Below are 17,950 nucleotides of genomic sequence, written 5' to 3'. Positions count from 1 at the left end.
GCCGCTTGCGTCCAGGGAGGGAATTCAATGTCGCAAACTCTGCGTATGCGGAGCCTGTTGGTCATGGGCGCCTCGGCGGTCGCGATCTCGGCTCTCGCCGTCCCCGCGTTCGCCCAGCAAGCCAAGCCCGCGCCGGCCGCACAGAACACCACGGTCATCGAAGAGCTGGTCGTCACCGCTCAGAAGAAGGAAGAGGCGCTTCAGGACGTGCCGATCGCCGTGTCGGCGTTCAGCCAGGACACGCTGCAGGCGCAGAAGATCGACGGCGGCCCCAACCTGCAGCTGGCCATTCCGAACGTCACCTTCGCCAAGAGCAACTTCACCAACAGCTTCAACTTCCAGATCCGCGGCATCGGGGCCAAGGCCGTCGGCGCCTCGGCCGACCAGGGCGTCGGCGTCCACATGAACAACGCCCCGCAACAGTCGGGCAATCTGTTCGAAGCCGAGTTCTACGACGTGGAGCGGGTGGAAGTGCTGCGCGGCCCGCAGGGCACGCTGTACGGCCGCAACGCCACCGGCGGCGTCGTCAACGTGATCACCGCCAAGCCCGTCGACCGGTTCGAGGCCAATGTCCGCGCCGAGTACGGCAACTACAACGCCACCCGTCTGCGCGGCATGGTCAACGTGCCGATCTTCGAGGACAAGCTGGCCATTCGACTGGCGGGAACCTCGCTGAAGCGCGACGGCTTCGTCACCAACACCTTCAACAACCACAAGGTCGACGACCGGGATCTCTATTCGACCCGCGTCCAGGTGATGTTCAACCCGACCGACAAGCTGCGCACCAACTTGCTCTGGGAGCACTTCAACGAGAACGACAACCGTTCCCGCACCGGCAAGCAGCTCTGCACCAAGGATAACGGCCCCGCCACGGTCGGCGGCGTGCCCACCGGCGCGACGCGCGCCTTCCTGACCCAAGGCTGCCTGCCCGCGTCGATCTACGGCGCGTCGGCCTATGGCACGGTGAACTCGTCGGGCACCCTGACGGGCCTGCTGGGCAACATCTTCGGCTTCACCTCGGGCGACGTGAACGCCGGCAACACCACCTCGACCGACCTGCTGCAGATCCAGACCGCGCTCGACCCGATCTATCGCTCGACGTCCGACACCTATCAGTTCACCGTGAACTACGACCTGACCGACGAACTGGCCGTCACGGCCATGACCTCGTACGGCAAGGGCGACATCTTCACCAAGCAGGACTACAACCGCAACGTCGCGACGGTGCCGTTCAACAACACCCCGTTCACCCCGGGCGGCTTCTTCAACGACCCGCAGGTCGGCAACACCAACAAGTTCACGACCATCGACGTCTCGTCGGGCCGCTCCGAGCAGTTCAGCCAGGAACTGCGCCTGCAGTCGAACTTCTCGGGTCCGCTGAACTTCAATGTGGGCGGCATCCACTTCACCTACCGGACGCTGACCGACTACTATGTGATCGGCAACTCGCTGACCCTGTCGTCGCTGGCCCTGAACTTCTCCAAGACCGGCAACCCGAACTGCAATCCGGCGACCACCGCCAACTGCATCGGCATCGACACCGCCTCGAACCCGACCGGCGACGGGCACAACTACTATGACAACCGCACGCCCTACACCCTGGTCTCGGACGCCCTGTTCGGCGAACTCTACTGGCAGGCCAACGACGATCTGAAGTTCACCCTGGGCCTGCGCCAGACCCGCGACAAGAAGGCGGTCAAGAACTACTCGACCGTGCTGCTGGCCCCTGGGTACGGCCTGACCCTGAACCCGACCAACCCCGACCAGCGCGCTCGCTTCAGCGAGCTCACGGGGCGCTTCGGCTTCGACTACAAGGCCCATCTGGGCTTCACCGACGACACCCTGCTCTACGCCTTCTATTCCAAGGGCTACAAGGGCGGCGGCATCAATCCGGGCGTCCCGGCCAATTCGGTCGGCATCCGCCAGACCTTCGACCCCGAATTCGTCAACGCCTTCGAGGTCGGCACCAAGAACACCCTGATGGGCGGCAGCCTGCTCTTCAACGCGACGGGCTTCGCCTACGACTACCAGGGCTACCAGATCTCCAAGATCGTCAACCGAACCTCGGTCAACGAGAACGTCAACGCCAAGGTCTACGGCCTGGAGCTGGAGTCGATCTGGTCGCCGGTGCGCAACCTGCGCTTCAACGCCACGCTGGGCTATCTGCACACCAAGATCGGCGACGGGGTCACCTCGATCGACACGATGAACCGCACGCAGTCCAACCCGGCCTATACGGTGGTGAAGGTGGGTCCGAACGCGTCGTCCGTCGGCGCCAACTGCGTGCTCACCACCGCCGGCGTCGCCACGATCATCGGCGCGGGCGCCGGGGCCACCCTGCCCTTCGCCTGCTCGGGCGCGGCGGCCTATCAGGGCTTCCTGGCCACGCCGGCCGCGCTGGGCGGCGCGGGCCTGCCGGGCCCGACGGCCGCCTTCCTGGCCAACGCCACGGGCCTCTACAACTACGGCGCGGGCTACTCCATCGAGGGCACGGCGGCCAACCTGTCGGGCAAGGAGCTGCCGAACTCGCCGCACTGGACCGCCTCGATCGGCGCCCAGTACAAGTTCGAGCTCTCGGACGGCTGGTCGGCCACGCTGCGCGGCGACTACTACCGCCAGACCAAGCAGTTCGCGCGGGTCTACAACACGGCCTATGACGAGCTGCGCGCCTGGGACAACGGCAACATCACGCTGAAGATCGAAAAGCCCGAGTGGGGCGTGGCGATCGACGCCTATGTCAAGAACATCGGCAACAAGACCCCGATCGTCGACGCCTACACCACCGACGACAGCTCGGGCCTGTTCACCAACGTGATCACCCAGGAGCCCCGCCTGTACGGCGTGGCCATCACCAAGTCCTGGTAAGCGCGACCTGACGCGCCTTTGGAGGGGGCGGCGGATCTTCCGCCGCCCCTTTTTTCGTCCGATGTGGGTGAAAGGCGGAAGGCCCGGGCCGCCCGCCCGCGGCCCGGCGGCGCCACCTTAACGACCCCGCAAGGCCGCTGGGGCAAGTTGACCTCCCAAAGTCCCCGCGAAGCGCCGCATGGAAATGCTGTCCCGTCTGCTCGATCGCCGCGCCCCCATCGCGCCCCATACGCCTTGCGGCGACGTGGCCGCGATGTTCGACGCCGATCCGGCCGCGCCCGCGATCGCCGTGGTCGACAAGGACGCGCTCGCGGGCCTGGTCTATCGGGACGTGCTTTCCGGCATGATGCGGGTGGCCGGCGCCGCTCTGGCCGACACGCCGATCAGCGAGGTCATGGACGCCGCGCCGCGCGTCGTCGACGCCGACACCGCGGTCGACGCCTTCGTCACGCGCCTGGCCGAGAACCCCACCCCCGTGTTCCGCGCCGCCTATGTCGCCGTGGACGCCGCCGGCGGCTATGTCGGCGTCGGCGGTCTGGCCTCGCTGCTCGCCGCCCACCGCCGCCGCCAGCGCGAGGCCGAGGAAGCCATGGCCATGGTCGAGCGCATGGCGGTCGACATCGGCGCGCATCTGGACGGCGTCCTGGCCATCACCGAGCGTCTCGAACAACAGCCGCTGACTCCCGACGCGGCGGCCTTCGTCCGCGCCATCGGCGAGACGAGCCGCGACATGGGCGAGACCGTCGGCCGGGCCGTCGATCTGCACCGTTCGGCGCGAGGCCATCTGGCCCTCGTTCCCGCGCCCACCCGGCTGCGCGACGTGGCCGACGCGGTCGAGACCCGTTGGGCGGCCCGCGCGCACGAAGGCGGTTCGACCCTGCTGGTGTCCTATGACGGCGAGCCCGAATGCGGCGTCGAGGTCGACAGCGACCGCCTGCTGCAGGTCTTCGACGTCCTCATCGAGCACGCCCTGGCCGCCGGCCGCGGCATGATCGAAACGCGCCTGACCGCGCGCGCCGACGGCGATCGGGTCCGCCTGGAAGGGCTGGTGCGCGACAACGCCCAGGGCAAGGCCGACGAGCGCCTGGCCCGCCTCGAAGAGCCGCTGATCGGCGTCGACCTGCAGGACCGCAACGAGATGGCGCTGGGAGTCGGCATGGCCCTGGCCCAGCGCGTCGCCCGCGCCATGGGCGGACCGCTGCACGCCGAGGCCAATCGCGGGGCCGGCCTGACCGTCAGCTTCGCCCTGACCCTCGACCCGGCCCAGGCCGAGGCGGCCGCGACCGAGACGACGGTGGCCACCCACGCGGCCCACATCCTGATCGTCGACGACAACGCCACCAACCGCATGGTCGCCGAGGCGCTGTGCGACATGTTCGACTGCACCTCGGAACAGGCGGTGGACGGGGTCGAGGCGATCGAAATGGCCAAGAGCGGCCGCTACGACCTGATCCTGATGGACATCAAGATGCCGCGCATGGACGGCATCGCCGCCACCCGCGCCATCCGCGAGATGGCCGGCCCCGCCGGCCTCGTCCCGATTGTCGCTCTGACCGCCAACGCCGACCCGGCCGACGTTCAGACCTATATGGCCGCCGGCATGCAGGACGTCGTCGAAAAGCCGATCAAGCCCGAACGCCTGGCGACGGTGCTGGACGCGCTGCTGGGCGGCGAGGCCGTCGAGGAAGACGTCGCGGCCTGAGCCGCTCCACCTTGAATGGCAGGAGCTTGGCGTGGGTTGCATTCCCGCCTAGCGTGCTCCCAAGCTTGAGTATGGAGCGTCGCGTGCTGACCTCTGCGGAACAACAGGCCTGGGCGTTTCTGAGCCAGGCGCCGCATCTGGGCTCGGCCCAAGAGGTCGAGGGTCATTTCGCCCAGGCGATCGCCGCCTTCGGCTACGACAAGTTCTGCGCCACCCTGGTCAATGCCGAACACTACGGCAAGGAGCCGCCCACCCTCAGCCGACGCGACTTCGACGTCTGGGACGGCCGGTACTGGAGCGAGCGCTATGTGGTGCACGATCCCTGCGTGAAGCTGCTCCTGAAATCGCCGCGCTCGTTCGCCTGGACCGACGCCAAGCCGCTGGGGGACGGCCGCGCCCAGGCCATGTGGGGCGAGGCCGCCGATTTGGGCATGAACGAGGGCTATGTCGTCCGCGTCTTCGGCCCCGCCGGTCAGGAGGTGCTGATCCGCATGTCGACGCAGGCTCCCGACACCGACCCCACCGCCCGGGCGGTGATCGAGAGCCTGGCCACCGTGTTCGGCACGATCATGCTCAAGCACTGGGAACTGCAGGACGACAATCCCGACTACGGCGTGATCTCCGAGCGCCAGGCCCAGTGCCTCTACTGGGCCAGCCGGGGCAAGACAGACTGGGAGATCGGCGCGATCCTGGAGCTCTCGCCGCGCACCGTGCACCACCACATCGAGGCGGCCAAGAAGCGCCTGGGCGTGGTCAAGCGCCAGGAGGCGGTGCTGAAGGCGGGCGAATTGGGGCTGCTGAGCAAGCTCTAGGGACCAAGGGCTCCGTCCCCACGGCGAAGGCCGGGGAGATCGGCGGATTTCAAAACTTCCGCCGGCCCGTCACCACCTCGAACCACAGCCGGAAATCGCCCATCAGGCTGTAGAGCGGATACTTGAAGGTCGCGGGCCGGTTCTTCTCGAACACGAAGTGTCCGATCCAGGCGAAGCCGTAGCCGACCAGCGGGGCGGCGACGAAGAACCGCCAGTCGCCGCGCAGCGCGCCCAGCGCCAGGCAGACGATCACCAGGCTGGCGCCCACGACATGCAGCCGCCGACTGACCGGATTGACGTGCTCGGTCAGATAGAACGGATAGAAGGCCGCGAAGGTGCGATAGCGCTCGGATGTCGTCTCCATGGCGGGATGCTGGCCCCTCGTCGACGCCCTGGCAAGCCTCGCGCGCGCGAAGAGAACTAGGCCGTTTGGCCTATCGCGGGTTTCGGGCGCGGCGGCGCTTAATCCCGGCTCCGTCATCGCCCGAGGGGCCGGCCCATGATCCACGTCATCACGTCCGAGAACCGCCATCTCTACGGCCCCCAGCTGTGGGCCATGCACGAGGAGCGCCGGCGCCAGTGCGTCGAGAAGAACGGCTGGGTCGATCTGGTGGTGCTCGATGGCGGCGAGGTCGACGACTACGACGACCACCGCGCCATCTACCTGCTGGGCTTCGACGAGGCGATGACGCTGGAGGTGGGCCTGCGGCTTCGCCCCACCGACGACCGCTGCATGCTGGCCGACAAGTTCCCGCACCTGATCGCGCCCGGCGAGACGCCCAAGAAGGGCCTCGACGTCTGGGAAGCCACCCGCCTGTTCACCACCCAGGCCTATCGCGATCGCAAGGGCGGCCGCCGGGGCGAGCGGGTGTTCGAGTGCTGGGCCGCCGCCTTCGAACTGGCGCTGCGCCACGGCGTGACCCGCTTCGTCGGGATGATCGACATGCAGCTCTATCCCGGCATTCTCAACTCGCCGATCGATACGCGCCTGGTCGGCGTTCCCCGCCCCTACGACTACGGCGTGGTGGCCGGGTCGGAGATCGCCGTGTCCCGGGCGCTGCTCGATCGCGTCCTCGAGGCGATCGGCCGGGAGTCGCCGGTCGGCTACGAGGTCGACGCGCTGGACCTGATGGCGTTCGGCGATCTGGCCGGCGTCCAACGGCAGGTGAAGCGGGCGATGACGCCGCAACTCGTCCCCGGGGCCGAGCGCGACGAGACCCTGGCCGCCGAAACCCTGTTTCGCCTGCACGACGCCAGCGGTCAGGCGCGCCGCATCTGGGCGGGCCGCCAGGAGCGCCTCAACGCCTGATCCCGTCCCTTTTAGCGCTTGCACCTCTGGTAAGAATACGACACGTGTCGTCGCGGAAGGCGGCGCGATACCCGCTTGACGAAAGCTGATCGCGTTGCGGTTGGCGGCGAATCGCCGCGCGGACGGCTAGCTTTTCGAAAAACGGGGATGGAAGCTCAACCGTCGCGACGTAACGCCGCGCCGTTTTGGTCTCGCTTCCGCCGACGTCACGGTCGTGTCATTTTCCCCGAACAACCGTTGGAGGCGGAAAACCAATATGAGCCAAGAAACCGAAGGCCGGCGTCCCAATCCCGTCGACGTCCATGTGGGCGGTCGCGTTCGGATGCGCCGCAAGCTGCTCGGCATCAGCCAGGAGCATCTCGCGGACTCCCTGGGCCTGACCTTCCAGCAGGTGCAGAAGTACGAGCGCGGCGCCAACCGCGTCAGCGCGTCCAAGCTGTACGAGATCGCCAAGACCCTGCAGGTGCCGGTGTCGTTCTTCTTCGACGGCCTGGCCGATCCGCAGAGCGGCGCCGAACTGGACGACGCGACCCAGCACGCCGAGAAGGTGGTGCAGGCGTTCCTGACCACGCCGGAGGGCCTGGAGCTGGCCGAGGTGTTCCCGCGCATCGGGCGCGGTCGCGTCCGTCGCCAGGTGCTCGACCTGGTGCGCGCCATGGCCGACGAGGCCTCCCGCGGGGACGCGGCCTAGGGCTCGTCCAGAGGGTTCCGAGGACTGTCCCGCGCCGCGGTCGGCGCGGATTGAGTAGCGTGGCGAGGCCTCGGTTGGCGGACCGGGGCCTTCGTCGTTTTCGAGCCGCTTCAGCCGGCCGGCGCGTCGGCTCGGGCGGCCCGCCAGATGCGCTTGGCGGCCCCCGCGGCGGCCGGCGTCAGGCCGCGCAGGTCGTAGGTGCGCACGATCCGCAGGCCGAACTCGCGATCGCGCTGCCAGGCCACCGTCACGTCGTGCGCGAGACCCGCCACCAGGTCGACCAGCTGCGCGCGCGCCGGCGGCGCGTTGCTCGACAGCATCTGCACGCGCGCGCCGACGCTCGAGAGATCGCGGATCACGCAGTCCCATGCGAAGGCGCCGCACAGGATCTTGCCCGACCTCTGAGTCTGAATGCGGACCGCGGCCCGCCGGTCCTGTTCCACGTCCGACGCGTACTTCGCCATGGGGGGATAAACGCACGCCGCGGTTAATCGGCCGTGTGAGTTTAGGATTTTCGCAGGGAAGGTTAATGCGCCCGATCGACGAGCCACCGGCATGGGGGGGCGGCGCGACGGGCGACGTCTAACCGAACGTGAGGCTCCCGGCGCATCCCACCCGCCAGGGTTTCGCCGGCCGGAAGTCGTGATCCGGCCGGCGACCTCCTCCTTCCGCATCGTCGAAGACCACGCCGGACGGACGGAATGTCGCGGGCGAGCGCCTACGGCGCGCCTCTCCCCGTGGCGTCATCTCTCTGAGTGCCAACCGACGCCGGCTTGTCGCGTGAATCGGGCATGGATGCTCCAGACTCGGGGGGAGTTCAGATCATGCGGCGTCGCATCTTCGCCTTGACGATGGGCGTGCTGGCCGTGGCGGGAAGCGCCCAGGCCGCCGGTCCCCGCGATCGACTTTATGACCCCGCCGCCGGCGTGCTGGTCGTCGCCCACCGCGCCTGCCACGCCCCGGCCCCCTCGCGCGGCATGACCGGCGAGCTGCCCGAGAACTCCCTGGCGGCCCTGGAGCGCTGCATCGCGCTGGGCGTCGACGTCGTCGAGATCGACGTGCGCCGCACTCAGGACGGCGCCCTGGTGGTCATGCACGACGCCAAGGTCGACCGCACCACCACCGGCAAGGGCAAGGTCTCGGACCTCACCCTCGGCGAACTGCAGGCCCTGCGCCTGAAGGTCGGCGACCAGGCCTTCGAGGCGCCGCCGACCCTCTGCGCCTTCCTGCGCGCCGCGCGCGGCCGCGTCGTGGTCAATCTGGACCTGCGGGACGAAGGCCCGACGGCCGCTCAGGTCGCCCGCGTCGTGCGCGACACCGGCGCTCAGGACTGGGTGCTGTTCAAGGCCCGCGCCGAGGCCGGCGCCGGCCCGATCGCCGACCAGCCCCTCTACCAGAACCTGGCCTTCGTGCCGATCGTCGGCGGCAAGGGCGGTGCGCGGCGCGCGGCGCAGCTGGCCGTGATCACCGCCGCCCAGGCCCGCGGCGCCCGGCCGATCCCCGCCGTCGAGATGGACGCGCTGAACAAGGACGCCTTCGTGGCGGTGCGCGACGCGGCCCAGGCCGCCCGGGTGCGGCTGTGGAGCAATACGCTGAACACCGGCGACCGCCACGCCCTGACCGATCCGGACAAGGCCTGGGGCGACCTGATCGCCGAGGGCGTCAGCATCGTCCAGACCGACCAGCCGGCGGCGCTGCTCGACTACCTGCACGGACAGGGCCTGCGCGGCCTGCCCAGCGTCACCGTCGCAGACGCGCGATCGCCGTCTCCAGCCGCGTCCGCCGGGTCGCCCAGGAGTCGCTGAGCGCGGCGGCTTCGGCCTCCAGCGCCCGCCGACGGCTTTCGAGCTCGGCCTCGGCGTCCCGCTGCTCGGCCTCCGCCTCGGCCAGCGCCGCCTCGGCCTCCGCGAGAGCCTTCTTGCGCCGGGCTTCCGCGGCGGCGGTCGCGGCCGGTTTCGGCTTGGGCAGCTTGTCGACCGCCGCCTTCAGCCCGCCCTCGGCCCGCCGGATCACCGCGCCCGGCGCGGCCAGCGCCGCCTTGGCGTCGGGCGCGTCGGGGTTCTCCTCGGCCACGCCTTCCTTGAACAGGTCCCGGTCGGTCTCCCAGGCCGCCAGCGCCTTGACGCGCGACGTCGCCGCCACCGTGTAGCGATGAAAGCCGTCCGACCACGTGAAGACCTTGGGAGCGCGCGCCATCAGGCCAGAACGGCGGGGTTGGAGATGCCGTTGCGCTCCTGACCTCAATCAATTATTGTAGCTGCAATAATTGTCCAATTACGAGAGCTTGAGCATATATACAACTAAAAGTATAACCCGGTTGGGGGGAGCGCCCAGCCATGGATATCGAATTCGACGAGGAGAAGCGGCGACAGACGCTTGAGCATCGAGGCTTGGATTTCGCCGATGCGGTGCTGGTCTTCGAAGGGCCGGAACTGACATCCGTCGATGACCGTGAGGACTACGGCGAAGATCGGCTTCAAACCGTTGGCCTGCTGAACGGACGCTTGGTCATGGTCATTTGGACACGACGCGGCGAAACGCGCCGGATTATCTCGATGAGGAAGTGCAATGATCGAGAACGAAGGAAATTCCGGGAACTCCTGGATCGATCCGGATGACGCGCCGGAATGGACCGACGATCAATTCGAGCGCGCTCAATTCAGCATCGGCGGTAAAATCATCAGGCCCGCCAATGGAACGCTGACCCGTCCAGGCCGCCCGAAGTCGGAGACCCCTAAGCAGCAAGTCACCCTGCGCCTCGACCGCGTGGTGATCGACAAGCTGCGCGAAGGCGGTCCCGGCTGGCAGAGCCGCGCCAACGCCATCCTGCGCAAGGCCGTCGGCGTCGACGGTTAAGCCATTAGATTTTTAAGAGAAATCAGACCGTCCTGGTGGCGGGGGGCGGGATCGAACCGCCGACCTGTGGGTTATGAATCCACCGCTCTAACCATCTGAGCTACCCAGCCATAGCCAGGACGGACGGGGGTCATACGCCCAAGCGCGCTTCGCATCAAGCCCGGGCGAGCATTCCGTCCAAAGCCGCTTCCAGCCGCCGCGCCAGTTCCGCCGGACCGTAGTCGGCGAGCATGACGGCGCGCGCGGCCGCGCCGAGGCGGCGAGCGGTCTCGCGGTCGCTGATCAGCTCGCCCAGGGCCTCGCCCAGACGGTCCGGATCGTCGTCGGGCACGAGGCGGCCGGTGACGCCCTCCTCGATGATCTCGGTCGGGCCGTCGATCTCGGTGGCCACCACCGGCAGCCCGACCGCCATGGCCTCCAGCAAGGTCAGCGGGAAGCCTTCCTGGTGCGAGGGGAAGGCGAAGAGGTCGCCGGTCGCCAGGAAGCCGGCCACGTCGGCCTTCCAGCCCACCAGCTTGACGCACGGGTCGAGATCGAGCTCGCGGATCAGCGCCTCCAAGTCGCCGCGCTCGTCGCCCTCGCCGGCGATCTCGCAGGTGACGTCGAAGTCCCAGGCGCGCAGGCGGCCGACGGCGCGGATCAGCACGTCGAAGCCCTTCTTGGGATGCAGCCGGCCGGCGGCGACGATCCGGACCGGCTCGCCGTCGCGGGCGAACGGCGCGGCCTGGACGGCCGGAGGGCGCACGGCGTTGGGAATGACATGCACGTGGTCGGCCGGCGCGCCGCGCTCGACCGCCAGCCTGGCCAGGTGCTCGCCGACGCAGAGATAGTGGGTCCCGGGCCGGATGTCGAAGACCGGTTTGTGGACGCAGACGGCCTGGATCACCTCGGCTCCGGCGGCGCGGGCGAACACCCGCGCCGGCCGCTGTCCATGACTGAGGATCAGCCGAGGCCGCACGGCGCGCATCAGGCTCCTGGCGGCGCCGACGGTGATCGGATCCCAGTCGGTGAAGGCGGGGATGGTCGCCAAGGGCGGCTGACGGCCCGCCTGGGCCCGCGCCATCTTGCCGTCGCGACGCGCGACGCCGACGCAGCGCCCCCCGCGCCGCGCAGCCCACGCCTCCAGGATCGGCTGATAGTCCAGGAACACCTGCTCGAGGCCGCCCAGACCCTTGCCCAGCATGGCGTGCAGGATGTCGGTCAAGGCGGGCTCCGGCTTTACGGGCCGCGACCATCGGAGGCCGCGGCGACGGTGTCAACGCGCCAGCGACGCGCCGTGATCCGGCGACGCGCTCAGACTGTCCACCCACGCCGGCAGCGCGCCGATATTGGCCAGTTCGACGTAGCGGGCGTGGCCCGCCGGCGCCTCGGCGGCCTCGTGCGCCCAGACGAGCGGATAGGGGATCAACGCGCCCCAGCAGCCGGCCTCCAGCGCCGGCAGGATGTCCGACCGCATCGAATTGCCGGCCATCACCGCCTGGTCCGCGCCGGTGCCGTGGCGGTCGAACACCCGGCGATAGGTGTCGGCGTCCTTCTCCGAGACGATCTCGACCGCCACGAAGTAGTCGCCCAGCCCCGAGGAGGCCAGCTTCTGCTCCTGGTGCAGCAGGTCGCCCTTGGTGATCAGGACAAGGCGGTAGCGGTCGGAGAGTTCGGCCAGCGCCTTCTCGACGCCCGGCAGGGGCTCGATCGGCTCGGTCAGCATCTGGCGGCCGACGGCCAGGATCTCGCGGATCACCCGGGTGTCGACCGCGCCGTCGGTGACCTCCAGCGCCGTCTCGATCATCGACAGGGTGAAGCCCTTGGCGCCGTAGCCATAGACCCGCAGGTTACGCTTCTCGACCGCCAGCAGCTGCTGTTCGATCCGCTCCGGATCGCCGTGTTCCGACAACAGGTCCAGGAAACGGGCGTGGGAAAGGCGAAACAGGCTCTCGCAATGCCAGAGGGTGTCGTCGGCGTCGACGCCGACGGTGGTGATGGTCGTCATGGGCCGGATCTAGCACACGACGGCGGGTATCCTCATCCCCCGTCAGAACGTCAGGGTGACGAACACCACCGCGCTGATCGGGATGGCGGCCGAAAGCGCCATGTGCAGCAGGGTCTCGGTCAGGCTGAAGGCCGACCGGGCGGCGGCGGGCGGGGTCTTGGCGGACACGGCGGCGGGCGTCATCGGGGGCTCCTTCCACGGTTCAGCTTGCGCCCCAAGGCGTTAACGATCGTGAATCGCCGGTGGTTGTTCCGTTGCGACATGTTGTCCGCCCCGGATCGGCGCCTCCGGATGAAAGTCGCCAAAGACAGCCAAAAAAGAACGGCGCGCCCGGGCGGGGCGCGCCGTGAAATCCGCGCGGGCGAGGAGGTGGAGCGCGCGCGTGAACCGAGGACAAGGCCCGCCCGCCGCGCCTGGATGACCAGAACCGGCGGGCGGAGGAACGGGGGGGAACCCGTGACCTAGAAGCTCATCCGCAGACCGACCAGGTATTGGCGGCCGGGCTTGTAGTAGGTGAACGTGGCGTTGTCGTACTGGAAGTGCGAGCGCAGCTTTTCGTTCGTGATGTTGATCGCGTTGAAGGTCAGCTGCGGCGCGTTCTTGAACCCGAAGATCTTTTCCAGATCGAAGGTCGAGGAGAAGTCCGTCTGCTGATAGTCGTCGGCGAACAGGGCGGCGGCGGCGATGCCGTTCTGGTTGGCGCCGCTGGACTGCGAGCCCTTCCGGAACACGTGGCTCAGACGCAGGCTGACGCCGTTGTGCTCGTAATAGCCCGTCAGGTTGTAGGTGTTCTTGGCGACGCCATAGGCGATGGCCGGACCATCGCTGGTCTGGTCGACGATGGTGGCGTTGGCGTTGAAGCCCAGCCCCTCGACGCCGAACCGGCTGGTCAGGAAGTCGAGCGGCTGCACCCACTGGAACTCCAGGCCGTTGATCGTCAGCTTGTTAGGCACGTTGATCTGCGACTGGATCTGGACCTGCGCCGCGGTCGGGCCGCCCCGCGAGTTGATCGCCGTCTTCTGGGTGTCGTTCAGCGTGTCGTAGGTGATGCCGTACTGGGCCAGGTACGAGAACGGCTGGGTCACGACGTTGTTGGTCGTGAAGCCGGTGATCGCCTTGCGGAACGCGTTGACCGCGATCACGCCTTCCTGGCCGGTATAGAGCTCGAAGCCGAGGTCGAGGTTCTTCGAGAAGTACGGCTTCAGCGCCGAGTTGCCGATCGTGGCCTGGTCGGCCGACGGCGCGCCGAAGCTGACACCCGGCAGCTGAGCGGCCGGATCCGGACGGGTCATCGTCTCCGACACCGCCACGCGGGCCACGGCGTGCTCGCTGACGTTATAGGCGATGTTGGCCGCCGGCAGCCACTTCGAATAGGTGTTCTCGATATAGACGAACTTGACGACGTTCGGGTAGCGCGCGCCATCGGCCAGCTGGGCGCCGCCCGCCAGCGTGTTGCGCGGATCCGCGACCGAGACGCGGCCGCCGATCGTCTGCTTGGTGTGGACGTAACGGACGCCGACATTGAAGCGCAGGTCGTTGTCCAGCACCTGGGTGACGCCGTTCACCTCGGTGAAGGCCGAGGCGTTCTTCTCGTTGATATAGCCGCCGCTGGCGCCGGTGTTGGAGCCGCCGGTCTCGACATAGGCGTCATGCAGCTTGTCGTAGCCGGTGGCGCTCTTGACCTTGGCCCAGTCGACCGTGACGAAGCCGGCCGGGCCGGGCTTCAGATAGCTGGCCAGGGCCGTGGTCGGAATCAGCGAGCCGGCATAGGTCAGGGTGCCGGTCTGGCCGGCGGTGTAGCCCGTGCCATAGCCCGGATAGGTCGGGTAGCCGGTCGGCGCGGCGCCCGGTTGGTTCAGGCCTTGGCAGGGCGGCTGGCCGTTCGGCGACGGCAGGTTGATGCTGGGATTGTCGCCGCAGACCGCGTTCTGCCAGGGCTGGGTGTTGTCGTAGCCGCGGATGGTGCGCGAGACGTCGTCATAGTTGCCGCCGAACTTCAGGTTCAGCTTCTCGTCGCCCCAGGTGAGGTTCGCGCGGGCGCCCTTGGTCTCGTACCAGCGCTTCTCGTCCTGCATGTTCAGGCGACCGCCCGTCCAGACGAAGTTCGCCGGATTGTTCAGGTCGACGCTGCTCTTGATGGTCGGAATGCCGTTCGGATTGTAGGTGTAGTCGACCGTCGTGCCGACGCCCATCGCGGTGACCGGACCGAAGGTCGGGCTTTCGCGGTGGAAGTTGCTCTTGGTGTAGTTGACCTGGCCCTCGAGCTTCAGCTTGTCGCTGATCCGCCAATCGAAGCCCGGATTGATCCCCCAAAGCTCGGTCTTTTCGAGATAGGGCCGGTATTCCAGGAAGAACTGCGAGTTGGCGTAGGTGCCCTTGGTGACCGTGCAGCCCGTCGAGCAGTCGGTCTTGTCGTACTTGGTGTTCAGCGGGATCGCCGCGCCGTTACGCACGATCCAGGCCATGTCGATCCGCTGGAGATCGTTGTCCTTATAGCCGTACATGCCGTCGACATAGAAATGCAGGTCGTCGCTGGGACGCCATTCCAGGCTGCCGACCAGGTTCAGGCGGTCGCGGCGGCCGTACTCGGCCGAGGGACGGCCCAGGCGCGGCAGCAGGCCGTTGTCGATCTGCGAGATCGTGGCGCCGGGGTTGTTGGCCAGCAGGAAGGCCTGGTCGATGACCGTGCCGGCCACCAGGTTCGCGCCCGCGCCGACCGGCACGGTGGCCGGGATCGTCCAGTTGCCGCCGCCCGTGGGGTTACAGCCGCTGGTCGCGCCGCACTGGGCCGCCGACAGGTTCGGGTTGGTGAAGCCGATCGTTTCGTAGCCGCGCGTGTCGGTGTGCAGGCGCTGGCCCGAGACCCCGAACAGCACGCCGAAATTGTCCCAGGTCTTGCTGGCGATCAGCGAGCCCTTGCCGCCCAGCTTGGCGCCGTCCGGCTTCACGCCCTGGACGTTCAGGGTCAGGTGCTGGCCGGGGCGGTCGAACGGACGCGCCGAGCGCATGTCGATATTACCCGCCGCGCCGCCTTCCAGCAGGCTGGCCGAGTAGCTCTTGTTGACCGTCAGCTTGGTGAAGAGGTCGGTCGGGAAGAAGCTGAGGTCGACCGAGCGGTCGGTGCCCTGCGCGTCGGTCGGGCCGGACGAGGCCACCGCGATCGAGGCGCCGTTCAGGGTCACGTTGGTGAAGTTCGACCCCAGGCCGCGGATGGCGACGTTCGTGCCCTCGCCCGTGATGTCGCGGGTGATGGTGATGCCGGGGATGCGGTTGAACGACTCGGCGATGTTGGAGTCGGGGAACTTGCCGATGTCCTCGGCGAAGATGGCGTCGGCGAAGCCGGTGGTCTCGCGCTTGGCGACCGTCGATTGCGCCAGGCTCTTGCGATAGCCGGTGACGACGATCTCCTCGACCGAGCTGTCGGCCGTGGTCGTCGCCGAGGGCGTCGTCGCCGAGGGCGTCGTCTGGGCGTAAGTGGCCTGAGCGGTCGCCAAAGTGGTCAGGCAGGTCGCGCCGATCAAAGCCAGGCGACGAACGGAACCGTGATGTTGAATGGACCTCATGTTTCTCCCCTGTCGTGCAGTGCTCTGGGCACTTGTTTGTTGTCGCCGCGCGGCTCGCCCGCCTCCCCTTCCCGGTCGGCGGCGATTGCGTCCGCCCGGCATTGGTAGCGGTCACACTCGACATCGATACGAGGTAAGTCCTCTGAAGTCAACGTGGTCAGACCTCGCTGTCATACCGGTTGTGGGCGCGTGGCGGCCAAGCCATGCCTTGCGCGCCGCCCTTGTTACGGACGGGGCGATCGCGGTCGCGGATGACAGTGAGGAAAGGGCGGCCGCCTCGGGCCTAGAGCCTGTCTGTTTCGAATGCTCTAGAGCCAGCCGGTCGGCCGCTCGGGTTCGCGTCGCGGCGATGGCGGACGATGCGCCCTCACCACCCGCCGCAGCGACGCCGGGAAGCGATGCAGCTGGCTCTCCGGTCGGATCGGGCGCGGCGCCAGGCCGCCGCCGCAGTCGGGGCAGGCGCCTTCGAAGCGCAGGTCGGCGCAGTCGGCGCAGAAGGTGTGCTCGAACGTGCAGATTCGCGCCGCCACGCTGGCGGGCGGCAGATCCGCGTCGCAGCACTCGCAGTTGGGACGCAATTCGAGCATGGGCCGTCCTCCCGTCTCGTCGCGCTTCGATCGCCTGGAAGCCTTGCATCATAAGGCCTTACGCCCCGCTCGCGCGAGGGCGCGCGTTCGGCGATCACGGGAATGTGGAGACGCGCGAAAATCGCGTGATCGCCAGGGGTTGACCCCCCTGCCCTAACCCCCTAGACACGCCGCCGTTTGCGTGGCGGGCGGGGGTTACCCCTGGCCCGCTTTTTTGCGAAATTAGACACCCCGATCACGCGTTTCAGGAGGCGCTTTAGAGATGTCCCAAGACCTTCTCCCCGGCGTCACCCTGTTGGAAGGCGTAACGGGCGTCCTGGCCCTGGCCGACGGCACGATCCTGCAGGGCGTGGGCTGCGGCGCGATCGGCGACGCGGTCGGCGAGGTGTGCTTCAACACCGCCATGACCGGCTATCAGGAGATCCTGACGGACCCCTCCTACATGGCCCAGATCGTGGCCTTCACCTTCCCGCACGTCGGCAATGTCGGGACGAACAGCCAGGACGTCGAGCAGATCACCGGCGTGGCCGAGACCGCCGCGCGCGGCGCGCTATTCCGCGACACGCCGACCCAGCAGGCCAACTGGCGCGCCGGCGGCGACTTCGACGCCTGGATGAAGGCGCGCGGCGTCATCGGCCTGGCCGGGATCGACACCCGCGCCCTGACCCGCAAGATCCGCGAGACCGGCATGCCGCACGGCGTCATCGCCCATTCGCCGGACGGCAAGTTCGACCTGCCGGCCCTGGTCGCCAAGGCCAAGGCCTGGAAAGGCCTCGTGGGCCTCGATTTGGCCAAGGACGCCTCGACCACCCAGACCTTCACCTGGGACGAGGGCCTGTGGTCCTGGCCGGAAGGCTACGCCAAGCTCGAGGCGCCCAAGTACGAGGTCGTGGTCGTCGACTACGGCGTCAAGCGCAACATCCTGCGCGCCCTGGCCCATGTCGGCGCCCGCGCCACGGTGGTGCCGGCCGACACCAAGGCCGAGGACATCCTGGCTCGCAACCCCGACGGCGTGCTGCTGAGCAACGGCCCGGGCGACCCGGCCGCGACCGGCCAATACGCGGTGCCGGAGATCCAGAAGCTGGTGGACAGCGGCAAGCCGGTGTTCGGCATCTGCCTGGGCCACCAGATGCTGGCCCTGGCCCTGGGCGCCAAGACCGTGAAGATGGAGCAGGGCCACCACGGCGCGAACCACCCGGTGAAGGACCTGACCACCGGCAAGGTCGAGATCGTCTCGATGAACCACGGCTTCACGGTGGACAGCGCGTCCTTGCCCGCGCCGGTGCAAGAGACACACGTCTCGCTGTTCGACGGCACCAACGCCGGCATCGCGCTCTCCGACAAGCCGGTCTTCTCGGTGCAGCACCACCCCGAAGCCTCGCCGGGCCCGACGGACAGCCTCTACCTGTTCGAGCGGTTCGCGGGGCTGATGGATCAGGCGAAGTAAGGCGGGCTCCTCCCCCGCCTGGGGGAGGCGGATCGTCGCGAATACGCGACGAGACGGAGGGGGGTCCGCACCCTGTGCGTAGCCTTGGCTATCCCCCTCCACCGGCTTCGCCGGTCCCCCTCCCCCAAAGG

The 17,950-nt window shown here is 68.2% G+C and carries 17 protein-coding genes and 1 tRNA gene; 9 read left to right on the top strand and 9 right to left on the bottom strand.

Features of this window, described 5'->3' with window-relative positions; all coding sequences use genetic code 11:
• Positions 1–27: 27 nt before the first annotated feature.
• The 3 genes from Q0V34_RS14935 (at position 28) to Q0V34_RS14925 (ending at position 5,379) form a co-directional block, all read left to right on the top strand.
• Positions 28–2,865 (top strand): TonB-dependent receptor, encoded by a 2,838-nt coding sequence (locus tag Q0V34_RS14935; protein ID WP_297513266.1) that lies wholly within the window; start codon positions 28–30, stop codon positions 2,863–2,865.
• A 178-nt stretch (positions 2,866–3,043) separates the two neighbouring features.
• Entirely contained in the window at positions 3,044–4,567 is a 1,524-nt protein-coding gene (locus Q0V34_RS14930) for a response regulator (RefSeq protein WP_297513264.1), read from the top strand.
• 83 nt (positions 4,568–4,650) lie between these two features.
• Positions 4,651–5,379: a LuxR family transcriptional regulator gene (locus Q0V34_RS14925; RefSeq protein WP_297513262.1), complete on the top strand. Its 729-nt coding sequence runs from the start codon at positions 4,651–4,653 to the stop codon at positions 5,377–5,379.
• Between the two features lie 49 nt (positions 5,380–5,428).
• On the opposite strand, the gene Q0V34_RS14920 is transcribed toward Q0V34_RS14925, so the two are convergent.
• Positions 5,429–5,743, bottom strand: coding sequence for an Mpo1-like protein (locus Q0V34_RS14920; RefSeq protein WP_297513259.1), 315 nt, complete (start codon positions 5,741–5,743; stop codon positions 5,429–5,431).
• A gap of 135 nt (positions 5,744–5,878) precedes the next feature.
• On the opposite strand from Q0V34_RS14920, the gene Q0V34_RS14915 reads away from it, so the two are divergent.
• Complete coding sequence (locus Q0V34_RS14915) at positions 5,879–6,688, top strand: acyl-homoserine-lactone synthase (RefSeq protein ID WP_297513257.1); 810 nt, start codon at positions 5,879–5,881, stop codon at positions 6,686–6,688.
• Positions 6,689–6,944: 256 nt separating this feature from the next.
• Positions 6,945–7,379, top strand: coding sequence for a helix-turn-helix domain-containing protein (locus tag Q0V34_RS14910; protein ID WP_297513255.1), 435 nt, complete (start codon positions 6,945–6,947; stop codon positions 7,377–7,379).
• A gap of 110 nt (positions 7,380–7,489) precedes the next feature.
• Here Q0V34_RS14910 and Q0V34_RS14905 read toward each other — a convergent pair whose 3' ends face one another.
• Positions 7,490–7,843, bottom strand: coding sequence for a PilZ domain-containing protein (locus Q0V34_RS14905; protein WP_297513254.1), 354 nt, complete (start codon positions 7,841–7,843; stop codon positions 7,490–7,492).
• Positions 7,844–8,203: 360 nt separating this feature from the next.
• Here Q0V34_RS14905 and Q0V34_RS14900 point away from each other — a divergent pair, with 360 nt between their 5' ends.
• Positions 8,204–9,184, top strand: a complete 981-nt coding sequence (locus Q0V34_RS14900) for a glycerophosphodiester phosphodiesterase family protein (RefSeq protein WP_297513252.1) — start codon at positions 8,204–8,206, stop codon at positions 9,182–9,184.
• On the opposite strand, the gene Q0V34_RS14895 is transcribed toward Q0V34_RS14900, so the two are convergent.
• The gene (locus tag Q0V34_RS14895) at positions 9,120–9,575 is read right to left on the bottom strand and encodes a hypothetical protein (RefSeq protein ID WP_297513250.1); all 456 of its coding nucleotides are present in this window, start codon (positions 9,573–9,575) and stop codon (positions 9,120–9,122) included. The two genes, Q0V34_RS14900 and Q0V34_RS14895, sit on opposite strands and share 65 nt — an antisense overlap.
• A gap of 140 nt (positions 9,576–9,715) precedes the next feature.
• On the opposite strand from Q0V34_RS14895, the gene Q0V34_RS14890 reads away from it, so the two are divergent.
• Entirely contained in the window at positions 9,716–9,997 is a 282-nt protein-coding gene (locus Q0V34_RS14890) for a BrnT family toxin (RefSeq protein WP_297513248.1), read from the top strand.
• Complete coding sequence (locus Q0V34_RS14885) at positions 9,948–10,235, top strand: BrnA antitoxin family protein (RefSeq protein WP_297513247.1); 288 nt, start codon at positions 9,948–9,950, stop codon at positions 10,233–10,235. The genes Q0V34_RS14890 and Q0V34_RS14885 overlap by 50 nt, the downstream gene beginning before the upstream one ends.
• A gap of 33 nt (positions 10,236–10,268) precedes the next feature.
• Here Q0V34_RS14885 and Q0V34_RS14880 read toward each other — a convergent pair.
• The 6 genes from Q0V34_RS14880 to Q0V34_RS14855 all read right to left on the bottom strand — a co-directional run bounded on the left by Q0V34_RS14880 (position 10,269) and on the right by Q0V34_RS14855 (position 16,372).
• Positions 10,269–10,345: transfer RNA gene (locus tag Q0V34_RS14880), tRNA-Met, on the bottom strand.
• A gap of 44 nt (positions 10,346–10,389) precedes the next feature.
• Positions 10,390–11,439, bottom strand: coding sequence for a glycosyltransferase (locus Q0V34_RS14875; protein ID WP_297513245.1), 1,050 nt, complete (start codon positions 11,437–11,439; stop codon positions 10,390–10,392).
• Positions 11,440–11,490: 51 nt separating this feature from the next.
• Entirely contained in the window at positions 11,491–12,222 is a 732-nt protein-coding gene (locus tag Q0V34_RS14870; protein ID WP_297513243.1) for an HAD family hydrolase, read from the bottom strand.
• A 42-nt stretch (positions 12,223–12,264) separates the two neighbouring features.
• The gene (locus Q0V34_RS14865; RefSeq protein ID WP_297513241.1) at positions 12,265–12,405 is read right to left on the bottom strand and encodes a hypothetical protein; all 141 of its coding nucleotides are present in this window, start codon (positions 12,403–12,405) and stop codon (positions 12,265–12,267) included.
• Between the two features lie 278 nt (positions 12,406–12,683).
• Positions 12,684–15,785 (bottom strand): TonB-dependent receptor, encoded by a 3,102-nt coding sequence (locus Q0V34_RS14860; RefSeq protein ID WP_297513239.1) that lies wholly within the window; start codon positions 15,783–15,785, stop codon positions 12,684–12,686.
• A gap of 308 nt (positions 15,786–16,093) precedes the next feature.
• Positions 16,094–16,372, bottom strand: a complete 279-nt coding sequence (locus Q0V34_RS14855) for a DUF1272 domain-containing protein (protein ID WP_297513237.1) — start codon at positions 16,370–16,372, stop codon at positions 16,094–16,096.
• 262 nt (positions 16,373–16,634) lie between these two features.
• Here Q0V34_RS14855 and carA point away from each other — a divergent pair, with 262 nt between their 5' ends.
• Entirely contained in the window at positions 16,635–17,819 is a 1,185-nt protein-coding gene (gene carA / locus Q0V34_RS14850) for a glutamine-hydrolyzing carbamoyl-phosphate synthase small subunit (RefSeq protein WP_297513235.1), read from the top strand.
• Positions 17,820–17,950: the final 131 nt, after the last annotated feature.

It is taken from the genome of uncultured Caulobacter sp., assembly GCF_947036865.1.
Classification (GTDB): domain Bacteria; phylum Pseudomonadota; class Alphaproteobacteria; order Caulobacterales; family Caulobacteraceae; genus Caulobacter.
Note: the sequence above shows the minus strand (reverse complement) of the source record. Positions and strands in the feature narration are given on the sequence as shown.